Origin of the sequence: Mesorhizobium sp. M0590, assembly GCF_040320905.1 — a bacterium.
Classification (GTDB): Bacteria; Pseudomonadota; Alphaproteobacteria; order Rhizobiales; family Rhizobiaceae; genus Mesorhizobium.
Genome location: NZ_JAMYQN010000012.1, coordinates 139998 through 166675 on the forward strand (window position 1 = coordinate 139998; position 26678 = coordinate 166675).

Sequence of the window (26678 nt, forward strand, 5' to 3'; positions counted from 1 at the left end):
CCGTTGCGACATTCCAGGTGGTCTGCCGATCGGACTGAGTCTGCCAAGTCGTGGAGGACTCGCAATATCGGGACGGAGCCATTACGTGACGGCACTTGATATTGCAGCGCAGCAAGCGTAGAGCACCGCCCGCTTACCGGAGTGTCGTCCATGGCCCTTACCAATGCTGGTAACGAGGCAGAACCTGTCGAACAATCCAGCCATTCTGAGGTCGAGCAGCACAGCACCAAGGTGCTGATGCTGGGCGCGCTCGGCGTGGTTTACGGCGATATCGGTACCAGCCCGATCTATGCATTTCGCGAGGCGTTGCATGCATCGGCCGGTGGCAACGTCGCCAACCGTGGCGACATCCTCGGCGTGTTGTCGCTGATCATCTGGTCGCTGACGATCACCGTCACCATCAAATACATCATGTTCGTGCTCCGCGCCGACAATCGAGGCGAGGGCGGGGTGCTGTCGCTGATGGCGCTGGCGCGCAACAGTTTCCCGACGCGCTCGGCGGTGATCCTCGGCATCGGCATCGTCGGCGCGGCGCTTTTTTTCGGCGACGCAGTCATTACGCCGGCGATCTCGGTGCTATCGGCGGTCGAAGGTATGAATGTCGTCACGCCGACATTCCAGCCCTATGTGGTGCCGCTGACACTGGCCATCCTGGCGATCCTGTTTGCGGTACAGCGATTCGGCACCGGCGGCGTAGGTTTGGTGTTCGGGCCCGTCACGGCGCTGTGGTTCCTGGCCATCGGCCTTTCCGGCATTAACCACATCATCGCCGATCCGGAAATCCTGCTGGCGATCAGCCCGCATTACATCGTGTCGTTCCTGGTCAACTCGCCCGATGTCGCCTTCGTCACGGTTGGTGCGGTCTTCCTCGCCGTCACCGGCGCCGAGGCGCTCTATGCCGATCTCGGCCATTTCGGCCGCAAGCCGATCGTACTCGCCTGGCTGGCAATCGTGTTCCCTTGTCTGTTGCTCAACTATGTCGGGCAAGGCGCCTTCGTGCTGGCAAATGGCGGCGTTGTCGGTCATCCATTCTTCGAGATGAACCAGGGCTGGACGCTTATTCCCATGGTCGTGCTGGCGACGGCGGCGACCGTCATCGCCAGCCAGGCGGTGATCTCCGGCGCTTTTTCGCTGACCAGACAGGCGGTGCAGCTCAATATGCTGCCGCGTTTCGTTATCCAGCATACGTCGGAAAAACAGTCGGGCCAGATCTATCTGCCGCGCATCAACCTGATGCTGGCGCTGGTGGTGATGTTGCTGGTGGTCGGCTTCGGCGAATCCAGCAGGCTTGCCTCGGCCTACGGCATTTCAGTGACCGGCAATATGCTGGTGACCAACATACTGCTTTTTGTCGTCATGACCCGCATCTGGAAATGGCCGCTCGGCGTTGCAGTGGCCTTGACGGCGTTGTTCGCCTCCGTCGATACCGGTTTCTTTGCCGCCAACATTGTCAAGGTGTTCGAAGGCGGCTGGTCCTCGCTGGCGGTGGCCGCAGTGATTGTCATGACCATGTGGACCTGGATAAGAGGCACCAGATACCTGTTCGAAAAAACTCGAAGGAACGAGGTCCCGCTCGATTTCCTTGCCGGCAATCTGCTGAAGAAGAAACCGCATCTGGTGTCGGGCACCGCGGTGTTCCTGACCAGCGACCCGCTGAGCGCGCCGACCGCGCTGATGCACAGCCTGAAGCATTACAAGGTGCTGCACGAGCAGAACGTCATCCTTTCGGTGGTGACGGCACCGCAGCCGGTTGTGCCCGACAGCGAGCGCGTCAAGATGGAAATGGTCAACGAGCTGTTCATGCGGGTGACGCTGACCTTCGGCTACATGGAGCAGCCCAACATCCCGCGTGCGCTGGCGATCTGCCGCAAACAGGGCTGGAAGTTCGACATCATGACGACGTCCTTCTTCCTGTCGCGGCGCTCTCTCAAGGCCTCGCCCAATTCCGGCATGCCGGTCTGGCAGGACAAGCTGTTCATCGGGCTGGCGCGCACGGCGGCCGATGCGACGGAATATTTCCAGATCCCGACCGGACGGGTGGTCGAGATCGGGACGCAGGTGGCTATCTGAACAAATGGCCGTGCCCTTTGAGGGCACGGCCATTGTGAGGCTCAGCTCACCAGAGCCGCCTTGTTTGCTTCAAGAAATTGCTTCAGCGGCTGTGGCTTCCTGCCGGACAGCGTCTCGACCGCGTCGGTCACCATGCCGATCCGGCCGGAGCGGGTGTTGGTGTCGAAGGAAACGATGACAGGCGCAAAAGCTTCGGGAACGCCGGCTGCCTTCAATCCCTCGGTCAGCGCTTCATCCGAAAGCTGGATAACTTCGATCGGCTTGCCGGTGACCTCGGTGACGAGGGCTGCAATCTCGGCCATCGTGTGGGCCTTGGGGCCGGTCAGCGTGTATGTCGTGCTTTCGGTTGCGCTCGAAGCAAGGCCGGCGGCGATCGCGGCTGCCATATCGTCGCGCGCGCCATGGGCAATGTGGCCGTCTCCAGCGGATGTGTACCAGTGCCCCGAGGCGATGGCGTGCGGCAGCGCCATGAACAGGTTCTCCTGATACCAGCCGTTGCGGAAGATGGTGTAGGGGATACCGCTCGCCTTGATCGCCTGCTCGGTGCCGTGGTGATCGGGCGCAAACAGTACCGGCGATCCTGGCTCCGGATTGGGCATCGACGTGTAGAGCAGATGCGAAACGCCGGCGCTTTTTGCGGCGGCGACCGCGGCCTCATGTTGCTTCAGGCGCTTGCCCGGAACGGCGAGCTCGTTTGTCGAAATGATCAGAACCCTGTCGGCGCCGGTGAATGCACTGGCCAACGACGCGGTGTCGTCGAAGTCGACTGCCCGGATGGTGACGCCTCGGGCTGCCAGATCGGCCAGATTTTCCGGATTGCGGGTGGCGGCGATGATGCGCTGAGGGGAGACCTTGAGCGTGTCAAGCAGATGATTGATGACGCCGCGGCCAAGCTGGCCGGAGGCGCCGGTGACGAGAAGGGTGTCGGTCATGAGATGTCCTGACGTTGCGCCGGAGCGGCGGGTGCATATGTTAGTCTCAAAAAGAGACCAGCACTAAAATAGGAATTGACCCATCCTCGTAAAGAAGGCAGTTTTGCGGGAGGTAGGCACATCCAGGGAACCAGCCATGGACGGCAAGATCGTCAATCTGAGATCGAAGCTCGAGATATACAAAGCAGGCAGCGGTGGCGGAAACCTTGCGGATTGCCCGGTTCGCGACGTGATCCAGGGCATAAGCAATAAATGGAGTTCACTGCTGATGGAGGCCTTGGCCGAGAAGCCGTACCGCTTCGGCGAATTGCGGCGGCTGGTGCCCGATATTTCACAGCGCATGCTCACCCAGACGCTGCACGATCTGCAGCGCGACGGCTATGTGCATCGCCAGGTGTTTCCGACCAAACCGCCGAGCGTCGAATACAGCCTCACCGATCTCGGGCGCTCGATGTTTGGACCCTTGCATCAGCTGATCCAATGGGCCGAGCTCAATCACGGCGCTGTACGCGAGGCGCGGAAGATTTTCGATGCTGCCGAGGGCTGAGCCTCAAGGCCGAGACAGCGGCTTGATTTAGCGACAGCGCTGAAGGATTGTCCGGCCTGGGTTGGGTCGGGCAGATGGGCAATTCTCTGGACATCGCGATTGCCGGCGCCGGGCCGGCTGGACGTGCCGCCGCGCTCTATCTCACGCGCGCCGAACATAGGGTCACCATCTTCGAGCGCTTCGACCAGCCAAAGCCGGTCGGGTCCGGGCTGATCCTGCAGCCGACCGGGCTGACGGTGCTTGCCGATCTCGGCCTGCTCGACGACATTCTGGCGCTGGGCAGCCGCATAGACCGCCTGCATGGTGCAGACGCCAGAACTGGCCGCACCGTGCTCGATGTCCGTTATGATGCCCAGCGCGGCGGTCGCTTCGGGCTGGCGGTGCACCGCGCGGCTCTGTTCGGCGTGCTTTTCCGCGCCGCCCGGCGCCAGGCGATCACCATCGAGACAGGTATCGAGCTCGAGACGCTGGAAACCGGCGAACGGGCAACATTGATCTGCGGCAACGGACGACGGATAGGGTCGTTCGACCTGGTAGTGGATGCCAGCGGTTCGCGCTCCAAACTGCGGCGGTGCGTAACCAATCCGGGCGAACCGCGATCGCTCGCCTATGGGCATCGCTCGGCTGGCGCGGCGAGGGTTTCGACGAGCACGCCCTGCTGCAGCGCTACGACAAAGCGAGCGTGATGATCGGCGTGCTGCCGATCGGCCGGCCTGAGCCCGGTGCCGGGAAGATGGCGGCATTCTTCTGGAGCCTGAAGCCGGCGGATGCCGAGTGCGTATGGGCGGCAGGTCTCGATGCATGGAAGGCGAGATTGGCCGGGCTGTGGCCTGAATGCGCGGCCTTCATCGACCAGATCGACAGTTTCGAGCAGCTCTCGCTGGCGCGCTATGGCCATCACACGATGAAGACGCCAGCCGGACGGCGATTGGCCGTTATCGGCGACGCGGCCCATTCGACAAGCCCGCAGCTCGGCCAGGGCGCGAACATGGCGCTGCTCGATGCAGCCGCGCTCAACTACGCACTCATAGGAACGGCCCGTATCGATACTGCGCTGGAAGCTTACGTTCGGGCGCGGCGATGGCATGTGCGGGTCTTCCAGGCGCTGTCGCTGGTGCTGACGCCGTTTTATCAATCGGATTCGATTGTGATGCCGTTCGTCCGCGACAGGCTGGTGGCGACGCTGGCAAAAGTCCCGCCGGCGCCGGAGTTTCTTGCTTCCATGGTTACAGGAACGGTGCTCAATCCATTCAAGCCGATCGGGCTTGCGGAAGCGCTGTGGCCGGATCGTTTTGGCGGATGATTTCCGAAAGGTGCGAACCCTTAGCCTGCAAGAATGCGTGGAGGCGTTGCGGATAATCGGGAGCGACCGCGTCCTTCACGGATGGGCGTTCGTGCAATGCCTTGCGCCAGGCCGAGACAAATGGCTTTCGGTCCAGGATGCCGAAATCGCCGATCCGGTCGAAGATGTCGAAATAGCGGAAGATCGGCCCGTAGACCGCGTCGACCAGTGAAAAACGCTCGCGGTCGAACCATGGTCCAGCCGCGCCGTTCGCCAGTTCCACTTCCAGGCGATCGAACATTGCTGCCAGAGCCCCGCGTTCGGCGATGAAGGCGGCTTCGGTGAGTGCTGAATAGAAGCGGCCGATGGCATTGAGGATTGCTGAGCCGAACTCGATCCAGGCGCGATGCCGGGCACGGGCATAGGGGTCGGTGGGATGCAGCGGATTGGGCTGGGTTTCCTCGAGGAATTCGAGGATGACGAGCGATTCGAAGATCACCGTTTCCTGGCCGTCATGCTCAACGCGGAGCAGCGGCACCTTGCCGAGCGGTGATATCGCCTTGAACCAGGCAGGCTTGTTGGCGAGATCGACCGTGATGCGTTCGAACGGCACGCCCTTTTCGCGAAGTGAAATCGCCGCGCGCTGCACATAGGGGCAAAGATGATGGCTGACGAGAGTGAGCTTGTCGGTCATCTCACTCCCCCCAGACATAGTTCAAGGCACCGTCCTCGACGCGGGTGGAGAGAAACATCAGGCGGGAGCCCTTCCGCGCCGGGCCTTCGAGGCGATCACCGTTCGCCATGTCGAACGAGGCGCCGTGCCACTGGCAGACGAGCTTGCCGTCCTTGCAGTCGAGCGGGCCACCGAAATGCAGGCAGACGTTGGCGGCGGCGCGGATACGCTCGCCGCTGCGGTAGACATGGACCTCGCGGCCGAAGAACGGAGCGATCAGGCTGCCTGTTTCCGGAATGTCGGCGATCTTGCAGATTTCATGCTTCATCGGAATTGCCTCTCATGATTGATGCGATTGCATCTATATAGATGCATTTGCATCGATCGTCAAGCTTGATGCAATTGCATCTATCACCTACGATGCAATCATGACCGGGATTCCTTCACCTCCAGCCATCAAGGCCTGGGCCCGCCTGATGCGGGTTTCGCGCCAGTTGTTGGAACGAGCCGAGGACGCGCTGAAGGACAGTGGCCTGCCGCCGCTTGCCTGGTACGACGTCCTGCATGAGCTTGCCGAGGCGGGCGAGGGCGGATTGCGGCCGTTCCAACTCACCGAGCGCACCCTGTTTGCGCAGTACAACATCTCCCGGCTGCTGGCGCGGCTCGAAGCCGACGGGCAGGTCGAGAAGCTTCCAGTTGCCGATGACGGCCGCGGGCAAACAGTCCGCGTCACAGACAAGGGACGCGAGACGCGCCGCCGCATGTGGGCTGTCTACGGCCGGTCGATCGCGGAGTTGGTCGGCTCCCGGCTTTCCAATGATGAGCTCGACGCGCTGTCAGCTCTGCTTGGGCGCCTGCGAGATCCGCCTGCCCTGGAGTGACACGCCTTCATGACGAAGATGGCACCGATTGGCGAGGTCAGGCACTGCCCAAGAGGAATGCCAACGTCGCCAGAACGCCAAGCCCGACGCGGACCAGATGCAGATTGCCCCATTTGGCGATCAATGTCCGAGCTTCAGGATTGACGGAGTTCGCGTCCATCGCCTCCAGCAACCTATTTGCCGGCATCATCACCAGCAGCGTCCATGGCCAAGGCAGGATGATCAGCAAGGCACCGACCAGATAAGCGAGATTGCCGGTCAGCCACCAGGCGACGAGGCCCAGAATACAGGCGATGACGGCGATCGAGGCCTGCATGGCGGCGCCGCGCTTGTAGGAAGGCTGCCATTCCTGCAGCAATGCCTTGTCATCGAGGCGAAGCCGCGCCGGCTGCTCGGCGACGCTGACGTAGATAGCCGCGCCGGCGAACACTGCGGCAACGGTCAAGGCAAGCAATCCGGCGAGCATGATCCGTGTCTCCCGTGATGCCCCGCATGGAGCAAACAGAAATAAAGGGTTGCGTCGGGTCGGGCAATACGCCATAAAGCCGAACCGTAACGTACGGTACGCCATCGAGCTCGTATCTGAACTGCGGGTGAGTTTGCCTCCGGAGGAAAAACTGTGTTGCACGCTGTGACCGACATCGACACCAGCGAGGCGCTGACGGAGCGGCAGAAGGACGTGCTCGACGCCGCCCTTCGCCTGCTGGTCGAAGAGGGCGATCAGTTGACCATGACCGCCGTGGCGCGGCGGGCGAGCTGCTCGAAGGAGACGCTCTACAAATGGTTCGGCGATCGCGACGGGCTGTTGACGGCAACGGTACAATGGCAGGCGTCCAAGGTGCGGGTAGTGCCGGTCGACCGCAAGGGGCTCGACCTCCCTTCGCTGACGGCGAGCCTCGAACGCTTCGCTTCGGACTGGCTCAAGGTAATTTCGAGCGACACCTCGATCGCGCTGAACAGGGTGGCGGTCGGCCATGCTAGTTCGGGGAAGGACGATCTCGGCGCCATCGTGCTGGAGAACGGTCGATTTGCGCTGGCCAAGCGCCTCAAGCCGGTGCTGGAGGCCGGGAGACAGGCCGGGTTCCTTGAATTTTCGGACGCGGAGACGGCGTTCCGCACCTTTTTCGGGCTGGTCGCCCGTGACGTGCAGATCCGCTTGCTGCTTGGCGACCGGCTGGAATTGACTGATGTGGCGATCGGCGGCGATGCCGTCCGGGCGACGCAGCAGTTTCTCGCTCTTTTCGGGCAAAAACCGGGCCGCAGGGCCCATAGAGCCGGATGATTTCAGGTCAAATCGACCTGAAATCTGAAACCGGCTCTACACTAAAAGATGGAGCATGATGTCGTCCGAAAACCGCTTCACACTTTTCGGCATCATGCTCTGGTTCAAAACGGGAAGGAAGAAAAATGCGTGTCTATTACGATCGCGACGCCGATCTCAACCTGATCAAGGGCAAGAAGGTCGCTATCATCGGCTATGGCAGCCAGGGCAGGGCGCATGCGCTCAACCTCAAGGATTCCGGCGTCAAGGACATCGCCATCGGCCTCAAGGCCGGCTCGGCGACCGCCAAGAAGGTCGAGGCCGACGGGCTCAAGGTGATGAGCGTAGCCGATGCCGCCAAATGGGCCGACCTGATGATGATGGCGACGCCGGATGAGCTGCAGGCCGACATCTACAAATCCGAGATCGCGCCAAACATCCGCGATGGCGCGGCAATCGCCTTCGCCCACGGCCTCAACGTGCATTTTGGCCTGATCGAGCCTAAAGCTTCGGTCGACGTCGTGATGATCGCGCCGAAGGGGCCTGGCCATACGGTGCGCGGCGAATACCAGAAGGGCGGTGGCGTGCCGTGCCTGGTCGCGGTCAACCAGGACGCTTCGGGCAATGCGCTCGACCTGGCGCTCTCCTACGCCTGCGGCGTTGGCGGCGGCCGCTCGGGCATTATCGAGACCAATTTCCGCGAGGAGTGCGAGACCGACCTGTTCGGCGAGCAGGTGGTGCTGTGCGGCGGCCTGGTCGAATTGATCCGCGCCGGCTTCGAGACACTGGTGGAAGCCGGCTACGCGCCGGAAATGGCCTATTTCGAGTGCCTGCACGAGGTCAAATTGATCGTCGACCTGATCTATGAAGGCGGCATCGCCAACATGAATTACTCGATCTCGAACACCGCCGAATGGGGCGAATATGTCTCGGGCCCGCGCATCATCACTGCCGAGACCAAGGCCGAGATGAAGCGCGTGCTGAAGGATATCCAGACCGGCAAGTTCACCTCGGAATGGATGCAGGAATACCGCGCCGGCATGTCGCGCTTCAAGGGCATCCGCCGCAACAACGACAGCCACCAGATCGAGGAAGTCGGCGCCAAGCTGCGCGCGATGATGCCGTGGATCTCGAAGAACAAGCTGGTTGATAAGGCCAAGAACTGAAGGAAATCCACGTTCGTTTCGTTACCCGTCCTCGGGCTTCGCCCTGCGGGCGCGTGGGAATTTCCATGAACAAGCTGGTCGACAAGGCCAAGAACTGATCGCAATTTCATTGCCGATCAAGAAAGGCCGGCGGAGCGATCCGCCGGCCTTTTCGCATCAAGATTGTGTGGTTTCTAGGCTTCTGGACAGGCGCACTATCCTCATCACCGTGATATGCCTGTGCGGGGCATGGCACAAAAGTGCCAAGGGGGTGAGAGTTGGAACTCAAATTTCTGTTGGTCGGGTTTGCCTGCGCGGTTGCCGGCATGCTGTCCCTCATCACCTTGCTGAAGTGGTGGGAGGTGAGGGCGGTCAGCCGCTGGTCTCCGACGCCGGGAAAGATCATCTCGTCGCGGGTCGAGGCTCGCGAGGTGACCAGTTCGGGATCCGGTTCGGACAGCAGAGGGTCGACCGAAATCCGCAACTTCCCGGCAATCACCTTCGAATACAAGGTGAACGGCAAGACATTTCGCAGTTCGCACTACAGCGTGCAGGAGAACCTTGGAAACTTTGCCGTGGCGGAAACCCTTGCGAAATTTCCAAACGGGGCCGGCGTAACCGTCTTCTACAATCCGGCCGATCCAGCCAAGGCCGTGATCGAACGCACCATGCCCGACGGCTCCTTCAAGTTCATGGTCCAGCTTTCGGCCGGGCTGGTGGTCGGCGCGCTTGTATTGGTCTTCTCCGTCGGCGGCGTCCTCGAAGCGATCCGGCCGTTTTTGCCCAGGCCGCAGAACCTCGGCGCCGCTGCCCTGCTGCTTTTCATGGGATTATTTGTCCTGCGCATGGGCTTTGCCCAGAAGTCACTTGCGGAACAGGCGGCCAAATGGCCGATCACGGCAGGACGCATCGACGCCTCGGGCCTGCAGAAATTCGAGACCCGCGACAGGTCCGGAGGCGGCTATCGGCCCTGGCGAACAGTCTTCAAATCCCGCATCGTCTACAGCTATAGCGTCGCCGGCCAGCGCTACGCCGCCGATCGCATCGCTTTCGGCGCAAACGTGACGGCTTCGCTGCCGAGCCTCGTCAGCGGTCGATCGCAGCGCTACCTCCAGGGCGACAAGGTCGAGGTCCACTACGACCCCGACAACCCAGTTGCAGCGGTTCTCGAATGCAGGGTGAGCGGGCTTTGGCTCCTGTGGGTCTGCGCCGTTGGCTTGATAGGCGGAGCCGCGCTGCTTGTCGGGGTGATCTAATGCTGAAGCTGCCGTCCTAGACGCTGTAGATCCAGAGAAAGAGGACACTTGTCGTCAGCACCTGACAAGAACTCCGCTGTCGAAGCCCGGCCATGTCAGTCTCAACGTCGCCCCGTCGACCACAATATGGATGACACGGGAGAACGGCTCTTCGGCCGACGGGTCGGATCCGTAACATTGGCTGGCCCGCGCCACCCAGCCCGTGGGCGTCTTGAGGAACGTTGCGTGTTCGCAGCCGAGAGCAGGGACCGACAGCGCGTCGCGGTATAATGTGTAGACAGTCTGGCGTTGAACATCCGCAACGGCGGTACAGTTCGATCTGTTCCCGGACCATATGCCCACATACTGTTCCGCGGCAAAGGCGCTGCCGCACGAAAATGTTAAGATCGAAATGAGCATCAAGAGATTTCGCATCATCGTTTCTTCTTTTCGACGTGGCCTTGGGCCATGCTAAAGCATCGGTGCTCAGACTTCACAATGATGCTGCTCCAAGGGACTTAAATGATCATCCACAAAGCAGCAGCTATTTTTCTGAGCATGCTGAGCCTGTTGCAAGCAGCGAACGCAACAGAATGTTCGCTCAGCCATGCGACCTATCGCGAGCCGCGTTCGGGAGCGACGATACAGTTCCGGCCAACCAACAACGAGCCGGCCGCGCTGACGACCGAGGTCTTTTCGTTGATCGTGCCCAACACCGACATTCGTCTGCCGTCGGACATTACCTGGACCAATGGCAAGTACTCGTTTCCTGTGGGCACGATCCGGCACACCTGCACCGACGACGATCGTGAGGCTGGTCTCGAGGACGGCACCGGGCTGTGCAGAGTGTGGGATGGGCAGGTCTATGCGTTCAATGCAGGCGGTGCCGAGCAGTTGAGTTCCCGCGAAGCCTCGCCGGCGCCGGCAGGGTTGCTGTTGCCTGACTTCGGCGCGATTTTTACCGAATGGCCCGATTTCGCCAAAGCCAATCCCGATGGTTCAGCCTGGGACGCCTTTAGCTTGACGGGTTGTAGCGATGAATAGCAAGAGACTGCCGGCCTGCATCTTCGCCCTGCCGGTCCTTATGGCCATGGCAACCGGCGCTCGTGCCGACCAAAGCAAGCCGTCGCGTCCGCCTGTCGACAAATGCGCTTGGGAACGGCTGGCGGACAAGGATGTCGGGCTGGCTGCCTGGGTGCAGCGCTGCGATTTCGGTTTTCGCCGGATTCATTTCGAGCTTGGCGGCAATGCTCTTGCCATCAAATACAGCGACGGCGGGCCGGCCGATCCCGTCGTCGAAGTCTTCGATATGCTGCCGGGCGAGGCCGCTGACGCTGCGTTGCAGCGCATTTTTACGCAGAAGACCGAGAAAGCCATCAGCACACGTTGCGTGCTCATGCCTTACACCGAAGGGGTCGCGCCCACGCGCACCCTGCGGTATGTCTTCAGTCCCGATGCCGTTTATCTCAGTGAATTGAAAGCCGTTGCCGACCCTGACGAGGTCGGCGAACCGCCTTGCGGCGAATGGGGCGAAGCCCCGGACGGCATTCAGTATTTCGAGGTGCAATCACCCGAACTGCGAAAGCTTCTATTCGTTCGCGTCGGCCAGGATGAGCCGCTGTTTGACGAGCAGACACTGCGAGTCCTGCCACCCGGATAGCGCCGGGATCTCAGCCGTAGTGCCAGCTGGGCTTTGGTTCGGTGCCGGTGAACATCACCCCAATTCGGTCCTCGCGGCGCCAGCGAACCACCGCCTTGTAGGCAATGCCGTCGGTCGGAACATAGAGCAGGAACTCATCGGGCACGCGCGCGTCGATCGAGACCTTTAATTCGGCACCGCCCGCATGCATGTTGCGCAGTGTGCATGTGACCTCGGAGTTGGTCATGCCGGTCAGGATCGCCGCGCCCTTCAAGACGCGCTGCCGGTGTTTGTCCCTCTGTTCGTCCTCGGCCATCGCACGCAATCCAGCCATCTTCGCGTCTCGGGCGTTCTGATCGGGAGGATTATTAGACCTGCCTGATAAAAATAACGTTATCACCAGTGGAGGCTGGCGATTTTTCGCGGTTGCTGGCCGTAAGAAAAAATCGGCGCCGCAACGCGCGGCGCCAGACGATATTATTACCGGCCTGCTCAGCTATAGGGCGAGTAGCATTGCTGGCGCGGCCCGTTATAGGGCTGGAACGTGTTGTCCCAGGCGCGGTACGACCGGTAGCGATTGTAGCACCATTGGACATGCGCGCTGGAAAGCCGCTGTGTCCGGTAGTAGCGCCGCGGTGCGGGCGCATCGTAGTAGTTGTAATTGTTGTATAGGCTGCCGAGGCCAAACCCCAGGCCCAGCCCAAGAATCGCGGCGCCGGCACCATCATCGTAATAACCGCCGCGGTAATGGCGGCGGTGATGGCGCCAACGCCAGTTGTCATTCCAGCCGCCATTGTCCCAGTGTCTCGAGAAATGACGGCCGCGGAAATTGTTGGACCGCCATCTCCAACCATCGTCGCCGCGCCATTGCCGAACGCCGTGATTGCGCCAACGCCAGATCTGCCTGTCATTGCCGCCTGCCCAATCTTCACGAATTTGCACGATGTCGGCGGCATTGCCCGCCACCGGCAGCAGAGGTTTGGGCATCGGCCCGGCAAGCGACGGGGCCGAGAGGCCGGCGATCAGACCGAGGGCCATCAGCCCGGATCTGGCGGAAGATAAAAAGAGCGGTTTCATCGCACTCTCCGAAGATTCAGGCCCCACGCCCAGAATACCCCGGGGAAGGGCCTATTGATGGAACTTTCCATCTGAACGGAAGATGAACAAAAAGGTTCCGTCAACCATAACGAGCGCGCGATCAATCAGAGCCGCCTGATTTCTGCGCCCTTGTTTTCGGGCGCGCTTGCGGGCAAAGGTCAAAGCCATGTCGCTGCGCCTTGCCACCTTCAACGTCGAAAACCTGATGAACAGGTTTGATTATTCCGGATACCGCAATCAGCTCAACGAAGATCGCACGCTGGCGCTTTTCGACATCCAGAGCGAGGCCGAATACAAGATGCTCGAGCAGGCGCGGGCCATCGCGCAGTCCGACGACACGCGGCAGTTGACGGCGCTGGCGATCGCGGCCACCCGCGCCGACATCATCTGCATGCAGGAGGTCGACAATATCGAGGCGCTGAGGGCCTTCGAATATGGCTATTTGTTCAAGATGGTGGGGCAAGGCTACCGGCAGAAATACACCACCGCCGGCAATGATTCGCGCGGCATCGACGTCGCCGTGATGATGCGCAACGAGACCGCGCAGGGCCAGCCGATCGAATTCGTGCGCATGACCAGCTACGCCTATGTCACGTTCGAGCAATTCGGCCTGCACACGCCGGAATTGGCAGCGCTTGGGTATCAGGCCAATGAGCGCATCTTCCGGCGCGACTGCCTGGAAATCGATCTGACGGTGGCTGGCGCGCCGTTGACGCTCTACCTCGTTCATTTCAAGTCGATGGGCTCGCCCCGTAACGGCCTCGACGGCCGCGAGGCGACAATGCCGCTGCGCATCGCCGAGGCGCAAGCGGTGCGCCGGATCATCGAGGAGCGCTTCGGCAAGGACCATGCCGCCGACAAGCGCTGGGCAATCTGCGGCGATATGAACGACTACCGGCAGCGCGTGAAGATTACCGGCGATGCCGTCGACGGCTACCGTTTCGAGGTCATCGACGAGAGCCGGTCCTGCATCGATGTGCTCACTGCCGGCGGTTTTTGCGAAAACGCGGTCGAGCGGCGGCCGGAAATGGACCGCTGGACTTTCTATCACACGCGCGGACCGGAAGAGCGGCATCTCTGCCAGCTCGACTACATCCTTTTGTCGAGCGCGCTGGCCAGGCAGAACGCCACCGCGGTTCCCGATATCATCCGCAACGGCCAGCCTTGGCGCACCATATTTCCGGCGGGCCAGGAGGTCGAGCGCTTCCCACGCGCCGGGTGGGACCGGCCGAAGGCATCCGACCATTGCCCGGTAGCAATTGCCCTCGACATGGTGTGAGACAGGCGTGAGTTTCGATCTGCCGCGCAACGTCATCCTGCCGGTCGATGCCATCGACGTCAGGCTCGATTCCGGCCCGCATCCGTTCGAGCGCGATCATGCCGACGCGATCGCCGAGAACTGGCGGCGTGAGACCGCGGCCAAGCCGGCGCTTTTCGACGGCACCGTGGTGCTGCTTTCCGCTCTCAGCTATCGCGACAATCGCCTCGTCGGCCGTTGCCATGCGGTGCGTTATTCGACCTTCATGCTTTGGCGCAGCAATCGACAGGTGCTTGGCGCCGAACATGCCTACGCTCACGCCATGCTGGTCGCCGGCGACAACACGTTGGTGGCGATCCGCATGGCGCCGCATACGGTCAATGCCGGGCGCGTCTACTTCGCCGCCGGTTCGTTCGAGCCAACCGATTTCCGCGACGGCCTTGTCGACGTCGACTTCAACATGATCCGCGAGGTGCGCGAAGAGACCGGTCTCGACCTGTCAGGCGCGACACGCGGCAGGCGCCATTACGCCCTGTCGACGGCAAGCGGCACGGTGATCTTTCGCCGCTATCGTGAGACGGCTTCCGCCGACGACCTGGCGCAGCGGATCAGCGCTTTCGTCGCGGCCGAGTCAGAGCCTGAAATCGAAGGCCCCATCATCATCCGCAATGCAGCCGACCTGCCGGACGGGTTGATGCCGCATATGAGACCGCTGATCGAATGGCACTTTGCGGGCAAGGATTCCGACTCTAACGTCGAGACCTGCCTTCAATAGCCTTGGGGTCGTTGCGGGCGGCAACAAAATACAACAGCACGCCGAGACCCAGGAGCGCGCCCATCGCCGTTCCCATCGTCTGCCCAATTACCTGCTGGAAGTCTGCGGTGACGCGATCGGGATTCTCCATCCCATAAAGGATCAAATTCCACCAAAGCCCTGCCAAGGCGGCTTCGACGATCACCATCGCCAGAGCCAGTCGCGCTTTCTTGCTCATCCATTGTTCCCCCCTTAGTCCCCAACAGCATTGTTATCATTGCAGAATGTGCTGCGACAAGGGCAGGTTGCATAAAAAATTGGCAGCGTCTGGAGGCGCGCGCTACTCGTGCCTCAGCGCGTCGATCGGGTTGAGCCGTGCGCCGCGCAGCGCCGGGAAGAAGCCGAACACCATGCCGATCAGCGCGGAGAAGCCGACCGCAAGCAGGATGACCGCCGGGCTTGGCGCAAACGGGATCGTCAGCGTCACCGAGGCGAGGCCGGCAAGGGCCAGGCCGATCAGGATGCCGATAATGCCGCCAAGCAGCGACAGCACGGTTGCCTCGACCAGGAACTGGATGAGGATATGCTTTTCATGGGCGCCGATAGCGAGCCTGATGCCGATCTCGCGCGTGCGTTCGGTTACCGACACCAGCATGATGTTCATAATACCGATGCCGCCGACGAGCAGGCTGACGCCGGCGACGGCGCCGAGCATGCCAGTCATGGTGGTGGTGGCGCTGGCCATGGCATCGGCGATCTGGGTCATGTCGCGGATCGAGAAATCATCGTCACGGTCGGGCGTGATGCGGCGTGTGTCGCGCAAGATGTCCTCCACGCGCTGCTGCAGCACCGTGGTTGGCGTACCGTCGTCGGCGGCGACATAGATCGATTCGATGTCGCGATTGCCGGCAATGCGACGCTGATAGGCCGCAAGCGGCATCAGCACGACATTGTCCTGGTCCTGGCCGAAGCCGGTATAGCCCTTCGGTTCGAGCAGGCCGATGATCTTGCAGGAAGTGCGGTTGACGCGGATGATCTCGCCTTCGGGGTCGCCGGCGCCGAAGAACTGCTGGCGCACCGTCTCGCCGATGAGGCAGACGCCGGTGCCCGAGCGGGTTTCCGAATCGCTGAACGGGCGGCCCGAAACCAGCTTCCAGTCGCGGGCATCGAGATAGGCGCTGTCGGTGCCGGTGACGCCCGAGGTCAGGCTTTCGGTGCCGAAAATGACGCGCACCTGCTTTTGCGACGCCGGCGAGATGGCGCGCGCGCCGTCCAGATGCGCGGCAAGCGCTGCAAGATCTTTGTCGCCCAGCGGTCGGACCACCTGGTCGAGCCCTCCAGGTCCGCCAGGCCCGGCCGGACGGCCGGAACGGATGACAAGCAGATTGCTGCCGAGCTTGGAAATATCGGACTTGACCTTTTCGGTGGTGCCCGAGCCGATGGTCAGCATGGCGATGACGGCGGCAACGCCGATGACGATGCCGAGCAGCGTCAGGAACGAGCGCAGCACGTTGCGGCGGATGGAGCGGAGCGAGAGGCGAACGGTTTCCCAGATCATGGCTAGGCCATCTCGAGATTGGCTGTGTCCAAGGCGACATGGCCATCGAGGAAACGGATCGTGCGCTGCGCATAGCCGGCAACATCGGCTTCGTGCGTGACCATGGCGATAGTCAGCCCGAGCTCGCTGTTCAGCTGCGTCAGGAGTTCCATGATCTCGTGCGTGCGGGCGGTGTCGAGATTGCCGGTCGGTTCGTCGGCAACGAGCAGCGTCGGCCTGGTGACGATGGCGCGCGCGATCGCCACGCGCTGCTGCTGGCCGCCGGACAGCTCGGCCGGCGTATGATGCTCGCGGCCGACAAGGCCGACCTCGGCAAGTGCCTGCATGGCAAGGCCGCGGCGCTCGCGGGCACCGGCGCCGCGATAGATCAGCGGCAGTTCGACATTCTCGGCGGCCGTGGTGCGCGGCAAGAGATTATAGCCCTGGAAGACGAAGCCGACATAGAGGTTGCGCAGCTGAGCGCGGCGGTTGCGGTCGAGACGGCCGGCGTCGATGCCTTCGAAGCTGTAAGTCCCAGCGGTCGGCGTGTCGAGGCAGCCAATGATGTTCATGGCCGTCGATTTGCCCGAACCGGACGGGCCCATGATGGCGACGAATTCGCCGCGCCTGATGGCGAGGTCGACGCCGGCCAGCGCATGCACCCGGGCCTCGCCCTGGCCATAGCTTTTCCAGACCTTGTCGAAGCCGATGAGGGTCGCGCCCGATGCCACGATCAGCTCCGCTGCTGCGAGGCGGTAATGACTTGCGCGCCTTTCTCCAGGCCGGAAACGATCTCGGTCAGTTCGCCATCTGTCGAGCCGACCCTGACGTTGACCGGATGCGGCCGGCCATTCTCCAGCACGTAAAGCGTGCGCGAGCCGTCGCTGGGCTTCGTCGCCGCCTGGCGCTGGCGGTTGCCGCCCGGGCGCCCCATGCGGCCGGTGAACAGGTCGGTGAGGCTCCAGCCGCGCTCCGCCGTTTGCGCCGGCCGGTAGCGGAAGGCGATCGATGGCACGGTTAGCACGTTCTTGGCCTGCTTGGTGACGACCGAGACGGTGGCTGTCATGCCGGGCCGCAACAGAAGCTCGCTATTGTCGACGTCGAGCCTTGCATCATAGGTAACGACACCGTCGGTGGTGACCGAGGCATAGGAAATGTCGCGGATTTCGGCGTCGAATGGCCGTTCGGGGAACGCGTCGACGGTGAAGCGCGCATGCTGGCCGGGTTTGACGGCGCCGATATCGGCCTCGTCGACCGCAGCCTTCAATTCCATGTTCTTCAAATCCGCAGCGATGACGAACAGCACCGGCGCCTGCAGCGAGGAGGCGACCGTCTGGCCGGGATCGACCGAGCGCGTCAGTATGATGCCATCGATCGGAGCGTAGATTGTGCTCTTGGCAAGATCCGTCTGCTGCGCCTTGAGATCGGCATTGGCCATGGCGAGGTTGGCTTTGGCGATATCGAGCGCTGCCTTCGAGCGGTCGCGCGTGGCGGTTGCCGCTTCAAGCGACTGGTCCGTCGCCATGCCGCGCTTGGTCAGTTGCGCCGCGCGCACCAGCGCCTTTTCGTTTTCGGCCAGGGTCACGGTGGCGTCCTCGACGCTCGCCGCCGCTGCCTTGGCGGAGGCCTGGGCGCGCTCTATCTGCACCTCCAGCTTTGCGGTGTCGAGCGCGGCCAGCACATCGCCCTTCTTCACCAGCTGGTTCTCGTTGACCGAAACCGAGCGGACGACGCCGGAGAGTTCGCTGGAAATATCGACCTGGGTGAGAGGCTGCAGCGTGCCGGTAGCCGAAACCGCGACGGTAAGGTCGGCCATGGCGGCCAGTGTCGTGGTATACTCGATCTTGGCGGGCGAGCCCGCATACCACTGGTAGCCGACGACACTCGCGGCGACGGCAAGCAGTGCGAACACTGCGTAAAGCCAACCGCGACGTTTTGTCTTCAGGCCCTGGTGGTCGAGCCCGAGCGCCGTCTCGATGGCGGAAGCGGATTCCGTCTTTGGCAGATTGACAATCTGGTCCACGCCGGACCCCTATGTTCAGTGATATCCCATCAGTGCACAAATCAGGCCTTATGGTTCAAAATTCAAATTAAATTTCGCTCATGTTTGGAATGAGGCAGAGGACTTACTGAGATGCAGCCGCGGAATTACTTGCTTTACGACGTATTCACCACCAACCGGCTGGCCGGCAATCCGCTGGCCGTCGTGCTCGACTGTGACGGGCTCAACGTTGCGGCGATGCAGGCGGTGGCGCGCGAGTTCAACCTGTCCGAAACCGTCTTCGTGCTGCCGCCGGAGAACCCGAAGCACCGGGCCCGCATCCGTATCTTCACGCCCGACTATGAAATGCCGTTCGCCGGCCACCCAACCGTCGGCTCGGCGATAGCGCTCGCCGAAATGGCGGGAGAGGCCGCCGGCATCTTCGTGCTCGAGGAGAATATCGGCCCGGTGCGCTGCGCTGTCAGCAAGCACGACGGTTCGACCTTTGCCGAGTTCGACCTGGCGAAACTGCCGGCGCAGCTGGCATTGTCGGCCGATCCCGAGGCGATCGGCGCGGCCCTTGGCCTTGGGCCGCACGAGATCGGCTTCGAGAACCACCGCGTTTCGTTCTGGTCGGCGGGCGTGCCCTACGTGACCATCCCCGTCGCCAATCTGGAGGCGGCCGCCCGGATCAGGCTGGACAACCAGGCCTGGTCGGAGCTCGCACCACGCAAGAGCGAATGGGCCTTCGCCAGCCCCTATGTCTATTGCCGCGAGACGGTGCACCATGACAGTGCCTTCCATGTCCGCATGATGGTGCCCGGCAATCCGTCCTACGAAGACCCGGCGACCGGCTCAGCGGCGGCCGCGTTCGCTGGCGCGATCATGCATTTCGACGGCCCGACCGACGGCGTTTCACAACTGTGGATCGAGCAGGGGCTGGAGATGGGCCGGCCTTCGCGCATTCGCCTCGAACTGAATGTCGAAGGCGGCAAACTGGCGGCCGCCCGCATCGGCGGCCATGCGGTGAAGGTGGCTGAAGGCAGGCTTTTTGTTTGACGACCTCGGCACTTCGGCGATTTGTCGGGAAATGAATCCCACGGGGCTGGACATGGCGGATGTCGGCGGCTATATGCCCGCCAACGCCGGTTTTGCCGGCCGAGTGGGTGCGTAGCTCAGTTGGTAGAGCAGCTGACTCTTAATCAGCGGGTCCACAGTTCAATCCTGTGCGCACCCACCAAAAATCTCCAGGATTTGGTGGAAAGACCTTAGAACGAGCCGCGGCGCGAGACAGCGTTTTGCCCGTCGCACATGTCGGCCAGCGACTAGTCGACTCGCCCGACTATTGGATGGTGGGCCTCAGATAGGTCAGGATTGCTCGCGTTATGGCTATCACGCCGTCGACGGCATCGAAGTTTGTTTTGCTCTTGCCTGCGATCCATTCGAGTTCAGGATGCCTGGGCAGTCGAAGTGCATTGAATAGCGCCTCGCCCGAGAGACCGCCCAGTCCAAAGGATGTAGGTTCATCGTCTGCGTAGTAAGGAAAGTGAAAATCCAGCCGGATAGGCCCACCATATCCAAGCTTTAGTTTCATCCCGACTAGAACCTCGTGGCCAAAAGCATCTTCCATCATGCCCCTAAAGCTGAGGTCACGAAGAAAATAATCGTGTGACGGTCGATCCAGCCCCATGGAACTCCACAGTCTCCACGTGTGTGCTTTTAACTCCTTGTAATTCGTAAATCTTCTCATCTCGGGGGTGAGGCGCGTGGGCAGATCAGCGTAGCCGGTCTCTTCTCTCCACTCCTCAGCCGCGTTGCGAAAATCCTCAAAAATCCGGACGGTTTCTGGATCCGCGGGTTCCTTGGAAAAGTAGGAAATCCGCTTTTGAGAAATCATCTCGCATAGGTCCTCGACCGAATGACCTGATCGTTCAGCCCAATCCTCTGTGGCCAACATCCATGGTGAACTGTATGTGAGCCCGGCAAAGGCCCCAGCCTTCCGATCGAAATCGCGGACAATTCGGGCATAGATTTCGCGAATGCCCTGCTTCGGGTCACGAAAAGGATATGGCGGTTCATTCATCGCAGCCGTCTGGTCCTTACTTCTCCGAGATCCCTGCCTCTGCAAAACTTGCCATGCGGGCGTGGCATTCGAGCGCTGAACGAACAATGTTGACTGCGAGGCAGGCGCCGGAGCCTTCGCCGAGCCGCATGCCGAGGTCGAGCAGCGGCGGCAGGCCGAGCGCCTCCAACAGACGACGGTGGCCGGATTCGGCCGAGACATGGGCTGCCAGTGTGTGCGCGAGGCCGGCAGGATGCAATCTCGCCAATGGTGCCGCGGCAGCGGTGCCGACGAAGCCGTCGAGCAATACCGGCACGCCGAGATGACGCGCTGCCAGCGTCGCACCAAGGATCGCCGCGAGCTCGCGGCCGCCGAGGGCTGCCGCTACCTTCAGCGGATCGGCTAGCGCCTCGGCGTGGCGCTTGAGGCCGGCCTCGATCGCGACGATCTTGCGCACGAGGCCGGCGTCGTCGACGCCGGTGCCGCGTCCGGTCCATCTTTCCGCGCCGCCGCCGAACAGCGCGGTCGAGATGGCCGCGGCCGGCGTGGTGTTGCCGATGCCCATTTCGCCGAAGCAGACGAGGTCGAGTTCCCTGCTGACCGTGTCGTAGCCGGCCGAGACGGCGGCAAGGAAGGCCTCGTCGTCCATTGCGGGCTCTTGCGTGAAGTCGCCGGTCGGGCGGTCGAGGTCGAGCGGGATGACGTCGAGTTCGGCGCCGGCCACGCGGGCAAGCTGGTTGATGGCGGCGCCGCCGCCGGCGAAATTCGCCACCATCTGCACGGTGACTTCCGAAGGGAAAGCCGACACCCCTTGCGCGGTGACGCCGTGGTTGCCGGCGAAGACGAAGACCTTGACGCGGTCGAGTTTTGGCATGTCGCGGCCCTGCCAGCGCGCCAGCCAGGCGGCAATTGTCTCCAGCCGGCCGAGGCTGCCTTGCGGCTTGGTCAGCGTGTCCTGGCGGTGGGCGACGGCGTTGGCCGCGGCGTCGCTGCCGCTGTGCAGGTCGAGGCAGGCGGCGCGCAGTTCATCGAGCGATTTGAAAGGCATGGGGGCAAAATCTCCGAAACAGAGTCAAGACAGGGAAACGGAAGCGACGAGCAGGATTGCGATCTCGCCGAGCTGCTGCAGGGCGCCGACGGTGTCGCCGGTCTGGCCGCCGATCTGGTTGAGGCAAAGCGCTCGAAACGCGGCAAACAAGAACGCAAGCAGGATGAGCGCGAACATGGCAGCACTGAACCCAAGCGCCAGCAGCGCGATCGCACCGAGTACGGTACCGATACCGGCGGTTTCGGCCGTGACTGCGCCTGCATCAACCGAGAGGCCATCGCTGCGGGCCGGTGGCAGCAGGTGCATGAAGGCGCCGGGCAGGCCGCGCGACGCGGCATGCGCGGCAATGAGGGCCCAGAAGACATGAGTCGGGCCGACGAATCCAGAGAGTACGCTCCAGCGGATCAGCAGCGAGATGCCGAGCGCGCAGGCGCCGTAGGCACCGATGCGGCTGTCGCGCATGATCTCGAGTTTCCTGTCGCGCGTCTTGCCGCCGCCAAAGCCGTCGGCGACATCCGAAAGCCCGTCTTCATGCAGGCAGCCGGTAGCGAGCAAGATCGCGGCAAGGGCCAACGCTGCAGCAGGGCCAGCGGCGAGGCCGAGCCTCGTGCCGCCGGCGTAGACCAGCGCACCGGCCAGAGCGACGGCGAGACCGGCAACGGGTGCAGCCCAGATCGCAGCGGCAAGGCTGCGGCCACGGAAGTCGGCTCGCGGCAGCGGCAGCCGGGTAAAGAAGACGAGGCAAAGCGCGATGTCGTCGAGAATTTGCTGTTGCGAGGCCTTCATCCGCCCCTCGCAATGGCATGGAAGAACGTGCCGCTGACATTGCCGCGCCGGTAGCCCGAGGCGCCGAGCGGATTTCCTTGACCGTCGGCGAGGTCGGCCAACGGCTCGTCATTGCCGGTCGCAATCATCTGCGCGTAGTGGAATTCATGGCCGCGGATCAGCGTGCCTTGGCCGCCGAGCGGACAGCCGGACCGCAGCCGCGCCTCGCGGTAGCCGAGATTCATCTTGCGCTTGGCGAAGCTGGTCGAATGGCCGAGGAGGCCAAGCATCCGATGCGTCTCGCCCGACGCGTCCTCGAGCGCTTCGCCCAACACCATGAAGCCGCCGCACTCGCCGTGCACCGACCGCGTGGCGGCGAACCGCGCCATGCCGGCCCTGAAATTCGCCGCGGCCGCGAGGCGGCCGGCATGAAGTTCGGGATAGCCGCCGGGCAGCCAGCAGACATCGCAATTGTCGCCAGGCGCTTCATCGGCGAGCGGCGAGAACGGAACGATCTCGGCGCCGGCCTTGCGCCAATGCGCGGCAACGTGCGGATAGAGGAAGGTGAAGGCGGCGTCCTCGGCCAATGCGATGCGCTGGCCGGGCGGCGGCAGCGCGTCGTCGAAATTGCCCGGCGCGGGCGTGAATGGCGCCGCCAGCGCCATAATGGAGTCGAGGTCGAGCGAGCGCTCGACCATGTCGGCCAGCCGGTCGAGATGCGCCATCAGATTCTCATATTCGCCGGCCTGGACGAGGCCGAGATGGCGCTCGGGCAGGTTGAGCGAGGGATCGCGCAGGATAGCGCCGACGACAGGCAGACCGAGTGCTTCGATGGCATCGCCGCATAGCCGGCGGTGGCGCTCGCTGCCCAGCCGGTTGAGTACGACCCCGGCCATGCGCACATCCGGATCGTAGGTAGCAAAACCCTTGGTGACGGCCGCTGCCGTGGTCGACTGACCGGAGACATCGAGCACAAGCAGCACCGGCAGGCCGTAAAGCCGGGCAAGATCGGCAGCCGAGCCGGAACGGCCTGGAGCAGCAGGGATCCCGTCGAACAGGCCCATGGCGCTTTCGAGGAAGATAAAATCGGCATCTTCGGTCGCTTCGCCGGCCAGTGCGTTGAGCAGGGCGGGCGGCATTGCCCAGCTGTCGAGATTGACACCGGACAGGCCAGTGGCTGCGGTGTGGAAGCCAGGATCGATATAGTCCGGGCCGGATTTGGCGCCGCGCACTTTCAGGCCGCGCCGGGCAAGTGCGCGCAAAATGCCGATGGTGACGCTGGTCTTGCCCGAGCCCGAGCGCGGCGCGCCGATGATGATGGCGCGGGTCATGGCTCACCCGCTAGTGCCGCGCGCATCCCGACGATGCCGCCGACGACGATCAGCGCCGGCGAGGTCAAGCCGGCTGCGGCCGTTTCCTCGGCAATCGTGGCGAGCGTGGCGACGACGATACGCTCCTGCGGCGTCGTCGCGGCAACGATGACCGCGGCGGGCGTCGAAGACGGCAGGCCGCCCTCTAGCAACGAAGCGGCGATCAGCGGCAGGTTGGCCATACCCATATAGACGACCACCGGCTGGCCGGTGCGGGCGATTGCCGCCCAGTCGAGATCATCATCGGTGCCGGCGGCATGGCCGGTCGCCAGGATCAGCGCCTTGTTGATGCCGCGCATGGTGCCGGGAATGCCGGTCGCGGCCAGCGCGCTGAGGCCGGACGTCAGGCCAGGCAGGATGCGGAACGGGATAGTTTCCCCGGCCAGCGCCAGCGCCTCTTCGCCGCCACGCCCGAAAATATAGGGGTCGCCGCCCTTCAGCCTGACGACGCGCCGGCCCTCGCGCGCCAGCCGGACCAGCAGAGCGGTGATGTCGTCCTGCTTCATCGACGGCTTGCCGCCGCGCTTGCCGGCATAGAACAGTTCCGCGCCCTCGGCGACAGCGACGACTTCTGGCGAGACCAGCGCGTCATAAACCAGCGCGTCGCACTGTCCGAGGGCGGCCAGCACTTCCAGCGTCAGGCAGCCGGGATCGCCGGGGCCGGCGCCGGCCAGCCAGACGTGGCCGGGCTCAAGCTGGCGCGGCTTGAAGTTGAGCCGGGTGAGCGCCTGCTCGACGATGGTGTTTCTGTTGCTGCCGCTCACAATCCGTCCCGTCCGCGAAAGCGTCGCTGGTAGTGCGCGTCGTACAGTGAACTTTCGCCAAAGCCCTCCGCCGCCAGCGAGCGGCCGACGAAGATGATTGCCGTGCGTTCCATCGGATCGGCGGCCAGTTGCGCCTCGATAGTGGCCAGCGTGCCGGTCAGCACGCGCTCGTCCGGCCAGGAAGCACGGAAGACGACCGCCACCGGGCAATCGGCGCCATAGAACGGCGTCAGTTCGGCGACGATCCGGTCGATAGCGTGGATGGCAAGGTGGATGGCCAGCGTGGCGCCGGTGCGGCCGAAGCCGGCCAGCGTTTCGCCGGGAGGCATTTTCGAGGCGCGGCCGGAGATGCGGGTCAGCACCAGGCTTTGCGCGACTTCTGGAATGGTCAGCTCGCGGCGCAGCGCTGCCGCCGCAGCGGCGAAGGACGGCACGCCCGGCGTCAGCGTGTAAGGAATGCCGTGCTTTTCCAGCCGGCGGATCTGCTCGGCAACGGCGCTCCACACCGAAAGATCGCCGGAATGCAGGCGGGCGACATCATGGCCGGCCGCGTGGGCGGCCAGATATTCGGCCTCGATCTCGTCGAGCGACATCGGCGCGGTGTCGATCAACCGCGTTCCGGGCGCGCAGTGCTGCAACAGCTCCGGCGCGACGATCGATCCGGCATAGAGGCAGACGGAACAACTGCCGAGCAGGCGGCTGCCGCGCAAGGTGATGAGGTCGGCAGCACCCGGGCCGGCACCGATGAAGTGAACGGTCATGCCGCATCTCCGCTGATGGCGATGGCGCAAGTGACAGCACCGAGCACGGTGCGCGGCCCGAGCAGTTTTGCGCCTTTGCCGGCGGCGGCAAGCGCCGAGGCTTCGGAAACCGACGGCGTGCCGGCATGCTCCTGCGATAGGTCGGAACGGCTGGTCGTAGATGCGGCTTTGAGTTCATCCTGCTCGACGACGATCACCGGAAGGCGGAGTTCGCGTCCGGCGGCGAAGATTGCCGCTTCATCCTGCTTGAGAGACGCGGTCGCGAGGGCCGAAAGCGCCGACAGGGCAAGCCCGTGCGCCTCCAGCGCGGTTTCTACCGCGGCAAGCACGTCCGTTGCGCTGACGCCTTTGCGGCTGCCGATGCCCGCGACCATCATGGCTTCACCCAGCTCCATTGGGTAACCGGCATAGCCGGCCGCCACGCCTGCATCGAACCGACCGGCGAAGCACGGGATACAGCGATGCGGGTGAGTTCGCCGCCGAGCGCGGCGTGACGAGAAAGCAGCAGCGCCTCCATTTCCAGGGTCACCGCATTGGCGACGAGGCGGCCTCCGGCAGGCAAGGCATCGATGGCTCCTTCCAGCACGCCGGCATCGCTGCCGCCGCCGCCGATGAAGATCGCCGCGGGCGTCTCCAGCCCGGCAAGCGCTTGCGGTGCCGAACCTTCAACGACGGCAAGACCGGGAACGCCGCAAGCCGCGGCGTTGCGTCGGATGCGCGCGGCGCGGGCCGGATCGGCCTCAACGGCGATCGCACGCATGGATGGATGGGCCAGCATCCATTCGATGCCGATGGAGCCCGATCCGGCGCCGATGTCCCACAGCAGTTCGCCGCGTCTTGGCGCGAGAGCGGACAGGGTGACGGCGCGCACTTCGCGCTTGGTGATCTGGCCGTCATGCTCGAACAAATGATCGGCAAGTCCCGCTGTCAGCGGCAGGATGCGTGCTTGCGAAGTCGATTCAACTTCGATCGCGAGCACGTTGAGCGGGTTGATCTTTTCGAGGTCGAAAGTGCCGGCGCTCGCCGAGCGCAGCCTTTCGTTCGGACCGCCGAGCGCCTCCAGAACGGTCAGCTGCGAGGCGCCGAAGCCGAGCTCTGTCAGCAGACCGGCAATCGCTCCCGGTGCATCGCTGTCCGAGGTCAGCGCGAGAATGCGGGTGCAAGGATGCAGCAACGGCCGGATCAGGTCGAGCGAGCGACCATGCAGCGAGGCGGTCTCGATATCCTGCAGCGGCCAGCCAAGGCGGGCGGCGGCCAGCGAGAAGGCCGAGGGCGCGGGGATCACCCGCATATCCTCCGCCGCGACCTTGCGGGCGAGGGTGACGCCGACACCGTGGTAGAAGGGATCGCCGGAGGCCAGCACGCAGACGCGTCTGCCGGAGAGCGCCAGCACGTCGCGCAGCTCGGCATCGAAAGGTGTCGGCCAGGCGCGCGCTTCACCTTTGGCGAGCGACGCGACGAGGGCAAGGTGGCGCTTGCCGCCGAAGACGAATTCGGCCTCCGCGATCAACCGCTTGGCCTCGTCGCCGAGACCCGCTACACCGTCCTCGCCGATGCCGATGATCGTGAGCCACTTTGAGGTGAGCTTGGCGCCGCGCGGAGCTTCAGCAGGCAT

The 26678-nt window shown here is 63.2% G+C and carries 30 protein-coding genes, 1 tRNA gene and 1 pseudogene; 13 read left to right on the forward strand and 19 right to left on the reverse strand.

Features of this window, described 5'->3' with window-relative positions:
• Positions 1-150: 150 nt before the first annotated feature.
• Entirely contained in the window at positions 151-2070 is a 1920-nt protein-coding gene (locus tag NKI52_RS20690) for a potassium transporter Kup (RefSeq protein WP_352699325.1), read from the forward strand.
• 41 nt (positions 2071-2111) lie between these two features.
• Here NKI52_RS20690 and NKI52_RS20695 read toward each other — a convergent pair whose 3' ends face one another.
• The gene (locus tag NKI52_RS20695; protein ID WP_084641112.1) at positions 2112-3002 is read right to left on the reverse strand and encodes an SDR family oxidoreductase; all 891 of its coding nucleotides are present in this window, start codon (positions 3000-3002) and stop codon (positions 2112-2114) included.
• Between the two features lie 136 nt (positions 3003-3138).
• On the opposite strand from NKI52_RS20695, the gene NKI52_RS20700 reads away from it, so the two are divergent.
• Together NKI52_RS20700 and NKI52_RS20705 are read left to right on the forward strand one after the other, a co-directional pair.
• Complete coding sequence (locus NKI52_RS20700) at positions 3139-3549, forward strand: winged helix-turn-helix transcriptional regulator (RefSeq protein WP_352450047.1); 411 nt, start codon at positions 3139-3141, stop codon at positions 3547-3549.
• Positions 3550-3623: 74 nt separating this feature from the next.
• Positions 3624-4852 (forward strand): annotated as a pseudogene (locus NKI52_RS20705) (FAD-dependent oxidoreductase).
• Here the strand turns inward: NKI52_RS20705 and NKI52_RS20710 are convergent.
• Both NKI52_RS20710 and NKI52_RS20715 read right to left on the reverse strand, forming a co-directional pair.
• On the reverse strand, positions 4800-5525 hold the full coding sequence (locus NKI52_RS20710; protein ID WP_352699327.1) for a glutathione S-transferase family protein: 726 nt from the start codon (positions 5523-5525) through the stop codon (positions 4800-4802). The pseudogene NKI52_RS20705 and the gene NKI52_RS20710 overlap by 53 nt on opposite strands.
• A 1-nt stretch (position 5526) precedes the next feature.
• Positions 5527-5832, reverse strand: a complete 306-nt coding sequence (locus NKI52_RS20715; RefSeq protein ID WP_352570416.1) for a Rieske (2Fe-2S) protein — start codon at positions 5830-5832, stop codon at positions 5527-5529.
• 100 nt (positions 5833-5932) lie between these two features.
• Between NKI52_RS20715 and NKI52_RS20720 the strand changes: the two genes are divergently transcribed.
• The gene (locus NKI52_RS20720) at positions 5933-6385 is read left to right on the forward strand and encodes a MarR family winged helix-turn-helix transcriptional regulator (protein ID WP_023676665.1); all 453 of its coding nucleotides are present in this window, start codon (positions 5933-5935) and stop codon (positions 6383-6385) included.
• Positions 6386-6422: 37 nt separating this feature from the next.
• Here the strand turns inward: NKI52_RS20720 and NKI52_RS20725 are convergent, their stop codons facing one another.
• The gene (locus NKI52_RS20725) at positions 6423-6851 is read right to left on the reverse strand and encodes an anthrone oxygenase family protein (protein ID WP_023676664.1); all 429 of its coding nucleotides are present in this window, start codon (positions 6849-6851) and stop codon (positions 6423-6425) included.
• A 165-nt stretch (positions 6852-7016) separates the two neighbouring features.
• Between NKI52_RS20725 and NKI52_RS20730 the strand changes: the two genes are divergently transcribed.
• The 5 genes from NKI52_RS20730 to NKI52_RS20750 all read left to right on the forward strand — a co-directional run bounded on the left by NKI52_RS20730 (position 7017) and on the right by NKI52_RS20750 (position 11686).
• Positions 7017-7667 (forward strand): TetR/AcrR family transcriptional regulator, encoded by a 651-nt coding sequence (locus tag NKI52_RS20730; protein ID WP_502897780.1) that lies wholly within the window; start codon positions 7017-7019, stop codon positions 7665-7667.
• 125 nt (positions 7668-7792) lie between these two features.
• Complete coding sequence (ilvC, locus tag NKI52_RS20735; protein ID WP_023676662.1) at positions 7793-8812, forward strand: ketol-acid reductoisomerase; 1020 nt, start codon at positions 7793-7795, stop codon at positions 8810-8812.
• Between the two features lie 257 nt (positions 8813-9069).
• Positions 9070-10047, forward strand: a complete 978-nt coding sequence (locus NKI52_RS20740) for a DUF3592 domain-containing protein (protein WP_352570414.1) — start codon at positions 9070-9072, stop codon at positions 10045-10047.
• 501 nt (positions 10048-10548) lie between these two features.
• Positions 10549-11070: a hypothetical protein gene (locus tag NKI52_RS20745; RefSeq protein ID WP_023676659.1), complete on the forward strand. Its 522-nt coding sequence runs from the start codon at positions 10549-10551 to the stop codon at positions 11068-11070.
• Entirely contained in the window at positions 11063-11686 is a 624-nt protein-coding gene (locus NKI52_RS20750) for a hypothetical protein (RefSeq protein WP_352570413.1), read from the forward strand. Before NKI52_RS20745 ends, NKI52_RS20750 begins: the two co-directional genes overlap by 8 nt.
• A 10-nt stretch (positions 11687-11696) precedes the next feature.
• On the opposite strand, the gene NKI52_RS20755 is transcribed toward NKI52_RS20750, so the two are convergent.
• From NKI52_RS20755 to NKI52_RS20765, 3 genes are all read right to left on the reverse strand, one after another.
• Positions 11697-11981: a PilZ domain-containing protein gene (locus NKI52_RS20755; RefSeq protein ID WP_352570507.1), complete on the reverse strand. Its 285-nt coding sequence runs from the start codon at positions 11979-11981 to the stop codon at positions 11697-11699.
• A gap of 176 nt (positions 11982-12157) precedes the next feature.
• Entirely contained in the window at positions 12158-12742 is a 585-nt protein-coding gene (locus NKI52_RS20760) for a BA14K family protein (RefSeq protein WP_352570412.1), read from the reverse strand.
• Positions 12743-12793: 51 nt separating this feature from the next.
• Entirely contained in the window at positions 12794-12931 is a 138-nt protein-coding gene (locus tag NKI52_RS20765; protein WP_352570411.1) for a hypothetical protein, read from the reverse strand.
• Between NKI52_RS20765 and NKI52_RS20770 the strand changes: the two genes are divergently transcribed.
• Both NKI52_RS20770 and NKI52_RS20775 read left to right on the forward strand, forming a co-directional pair.
• The gene (locus tag NKI52_RS20770; protein ID WP_352636667.1) at positions 12930-14042 is read left to right on the forward strand and encodes an endonuclease/exonuclease/phosphatase family protein; all 1113 of its coding nucleotides are present in this window, start codon (positions 12930-12932) and stop codon (positions 14040-14042) included. The two genes, NKI52_RS20765 and NKI52_RS20770, sit on opposite strands and share 2 nt — an antisense overlap.
• Positions 14043-14049: 7 nt before the next feature.
• Positions 14050-14796, forward strand: coding sequence for a hypothetical protein (locus tag NKI52_RS20775; RefSeq protein WP_352699332.1), 747 nt, complete (start codon positions 14050-14052; stop codon positions 14794-14796).
• Here the strand turns inward: NKI52_RS20775 and NKI52_RS20780 are convergent.
• From NKI52_RS20780 to NKI52_RS20795, 4 genes are all read right to left on the reverse strand, one after another.
• Positions 14771-15013, reverse strand: a complete 243-nt coding sequence (locus NKI52_RS20780; RefSeq protein ID WP_352699334.1) for a hypothetical protein — start codon at positions 15011-15013, stop codon at positions 14771-14773. The genes NKI52_RS20775 and NKI52_RS20780 overlap by 26 nt on opposite strands.
• A 102-nt stretch (positions 15014-15115) precedes the next feature.
• A complete protein-coding gene (locus NKI52_RS20785) occupies positions 15116-16333 on the reverse strand; it encodes an ABC transporter permease (RefSeq protein WP_352699336.1) in 1218 nt (405 codons plus the stop codon).
• Between the two features lie 2 nt (positions 16334-16335).
• Positions 16336-17043 (reverse strand): ABC transporter ATP-binding protein, encoded by a 708-nt coding sequence (locus tag NKI52_RS20790; protein ID WP_352699338.1) that lies wholly within the window; start codon positions 17041-17043, stop codon positions 16336-16338.
• Between the two features lie 2 nt (positions 17044-17045).
• Complete coding sequence (locus tag NKI52_RS20795; RefSeq protein WP_352699340.1) at positions 17046-18335, reverse strand: efflux RND transporter periplasmic adaptor subunit; 1290 nt, start codon at positions 18333-18335, stop codon at positions 17046-17048.
• Between the two features lie 111 nt (positions 18336-18446).
• On the opposite strand from NKI52_RS20795, the gene NKI52_RS20800 reads away from it, so the two are divergent.
• Positions 18447-19352 (forward strand): PhzF family phenazine biosynthesis protein, encoded by a 906-nt coding sequence (locus NKI52_RS20800; protein ID WP_352699342.1) that lies wholly within the window; start codon positions 18447-18449, stop codon positions 19350-19352.
• Positions 19353-19457: 105 nt separating this feature from the next.
• Positions 19458-19533, forward strand: a tRNA-Lys gene (locus tag NKI52_RS20805).
• Positions 19534-19635: 102 nt separating this feature from the next.
• Here NKI52_RS20805 and NKI52_RS20810 read toward each other — a convergent pair.
• The 8 genes from NKI52_RS20810 to cbiE are packed head-to-tail and all read right to left on the reverse strand — an operon-like array spanning position 19636 to position 26678.
• Positions 19636-20376, reverse strand: coding sequence for a hypothetical protein (locus tag NKI52_RS20810; RefSeq protein WP_352589647.1), 741 nt, complete (start codon positions 20374-20376; stop codon positions 19636-19638).
• Positions 20377-20392: 16 nt separating this feature from the next.
• Positions 20393-21403 carry a nicotinate-nucleotide--dimethylbenzimidazole phosphoribosyltransferase gene (gene cobT / locus NKI52_RS20815; protein WP_352699344.1) on the reverse strand — a complete coding sequence of 337 codons (1011 nt, stop codon included), beginning with the start codon at positions 21401-21403 and terminating at the stop codon, positions 20393-20395.
• Positions 21404-21427: 24 nt separating this feature from the next.
• Positions 21428-22189 (reverse strand): adenosylcobinamide-GDP ribazoletransferase, encoded by a 762-nt coding sequence (locus NKI52_RS20820; RefSeq protein ID WP_352589653.1) that lies wholly within the window; start codon positions 22187-22189, stop codon positions 21428-21430.
• Positions 22186-23499: a cobyrinic acid a,c-diamide synthase CobB gene (locus tag NKI52_RS20825; RefSeq protein WP_352699346.1), complete on the reverse strand. Its 1314-nt coding sequence runs from the start codon at positions 23497-23499 to the stop codon at positions 22186-22188. The genes NKI52_RS20820 and NKI52_RS20825 overlap by 4 nt, the downstream gene beginning before the upstream one ends.
• The gene (gene cobA, locus NKI52_RS20830; protein ID WP_352699348.1) at positions 23496-24302 is read right to left on the reverse strand and encodes a uroporphyrinogen-III C-methyltransferase; all 807 of its coding nucleotides are present in this window, start codon (positions 24300-24302) and stop codon (positions 23496-23498) included. The genes NKI52_RS20825 and cobA overlap by 4 nt, the downstream gene beginning before the upstream one ends.
• Positions 24299-25063 (reverse strand): precorrin-4 C(11)-methyltransferase, encoded by a 765-nt coding sequence (gene cobM, locus NKI52_RS20835; RefSeq protein WP_352589660.1) that lies wholly within the window; start codon positions 25061-25063, stop codon positions 24299-24301. The genes cobA and cobM overlap by 4 nt, the downstream gene beginning before the upstream one ends.
• A complete protein-coding gene (locus NKI52_RS20840) occupies positions 25060-25440 on the reverse strand; it encodes a cobalamin biosynthesis protein (protein ID WP_352589663.1) in 381 nt (126 codons plus the stop codon). The genes cobM and NKI52_RS20840 overlap by 4 nt, the downstream gene beginning before the upstream one ends.
• A complete protein-coding gene (cbiE, locus tag NKI52_RS20845) occupies positions 25437-26678 on the reverse strand; it encodes a precorrin-6y C5,15-methyltransferase (decarboxylating) subunit CbiE (RefSeq protein WP_352699350.1) in 1242 nt (413 codons plus the stop codon). Before cbiE ends, NKI52_RS20840 begins: the two co-directional genes overlap by 4 nt.

Coding starts and splice junctions, on each gene's coding strand:
- NKI52_RS20785 (WP_352699336.1), bottom strand. CDS start 16,333: ATGATCTGGGAAACCGTTCGCCTCTCGCTCCGCTCCATCCGCCGCAAC.
- NKI52_RS20720 (WP_023676665.1), top strand. CDS start 5,933: ATGACCGGGATTCCTTCACCTCCAGCCATCAAGGCCTGGGCCCGCCTG.
- NKI52_RS20820 (WP_352589653.1), bottom strand. CDS start 22,189: ATGAAGGCCTCGCAACAGCAAATTCTCGACGACATCGCGCTTTGCCTC.
- NKI52_RS20750 (WP_352570413.1), top strand. CDS start 11,063: ATGAATAGCAAGAGACTGCCGGCCTGCATCTTCGCCCTGCCGGTCCTT.
- NKI52_RS20840 (WP_352589663.1), bottom strand. CDS start 25,440: ATGATGGTCGCGGGCATCGGCAGCCGCAAAGGCGTCAGCGCAACGGAC.
- NKI52_RS20760 (WP_352570412.1), bottom strand. CDS start 12,742: ATGAAACCGCTCTTTTTATCTTCCGCCAGATCCGGGCTGATGGCCCTC.
- NKI52_RS20745 (WP_023676659.1), top strand. CDS start 10,549: ATGATCATCCACAAAGCAGCAGCTATTTTTCTGAGCATGCTGAGCCTG.
- cbiE (WP_352699350.1), bottom strand. CDS start 26,678: ATGCCTGCTGAAGCTCCGCGCGGCGCCAAGCTCACCTCAAAGTGGCTC.
- NKI52_RS20725 (WP_023676664.1), bottom strand. CDS start 6,851: ATGCTCGCCGGATTGCTTGCCTTGACCGTTGCCGCAGTGTTCGCCGGC.
- NKI52_RS20780 (WP_352699334.1), bottom strand. CDS start 15,013: ATGAGCAAGAAAGCGCGACTGGCTCTGGCGATGGTGATCGTCGAAGCC.
- NKI52_RS20800 (WP_352699342.1), top strand. CDS start 18,447: ATGCAGCCGCGGAATTACTTGCTTTACGACGTATTCACCACCAACCGG.
- NKI52_RS20755 (WP_352570507.1), bottom strand. CDS start 11,981: ATGGCCGAGGACGAACAGAGGGACAAACACCGGCAGCGCGTCTTGAAG.
- NKI52_RS20825 (WP_352699346.1), bottom strand. CDS start 23,499: ATGACCCGCGCCATCATCATCGGCGCGCCGCGCTCGGGCTCGGGCAAG.
- NKI52_RS20770 (WP_352636667.1), top strand. CDS start 12,930: ATGTCGCTGCGCCTTGCCACCTTCAACGTCGAAAACCTGATGAACAGG.
- NKI52_RS20695 (WP_084641112.1), bottom strand. CDS start 3,002: ATGACCGACACCCTTCTCGTCACCGGCGCCTCCGGCCAGCTTGGCCGC.
- NKI52_RS20715 (WP_352570416.1), bottom strand. CDS start 5,832: ATGAAGCATGAAATCTGCAAGATCGCCGACATTCCGGAAACAGGCAGC.
- NKI52_RS20710 (WP_352699327.1), bottom strand. CDS start 5,525: ATGACCGACAAGCTCACTCTCGTCAGCCATCATCTTTGCCCCTATGTG.
- cobT (WP_352699344.1), bottom strand. CDS start 21,403: ATGCCTTTCAAATCGCTCGATGAACTGCGCGCCGCCTGCCTCGACCTG.
- NKI52_RS20810 (WP_352589647.1), bottom strand. CDS start 20,376: ATGAATGAACCGCCATATCCTTTTCGTGACCCGAAGCAGGGCATTCGC.
- cobM (WP_352589660.1), bottom strand. CDS start 25,063: ATGACCGTTCACTTCATCGGTGCCGGCCCGGGTGCTGCCGACCTCATC.
- NKI52_RS20690 (WP_352699325.1), top strand. CDS start 151: ATGGCCCTTACCAATGCTGGTAACGAGGCAGAACCTGTCGAACAATCC.
- NKI52_RS20700 (WP_352450047.1), top strand. CDS start 3,139: ATGGACGGCAAGATCGTCAATCTGAGATCGAAGCTCGAGATATACAAA.
- ilvC (WP_023676662.1), top strand. CDS start 7,793: ATGCGTGTCTATTACGATCGCGACGCCGATCTCAACCTGATCAAGGGC.
- NKI52_RS20765 (WP_352570411.1), bottom strand. CDS start 12,931: ATGGCTTTGACCTTTGCCCGCAAGCGCGCCCGAAAACAAGGGCGCAGA.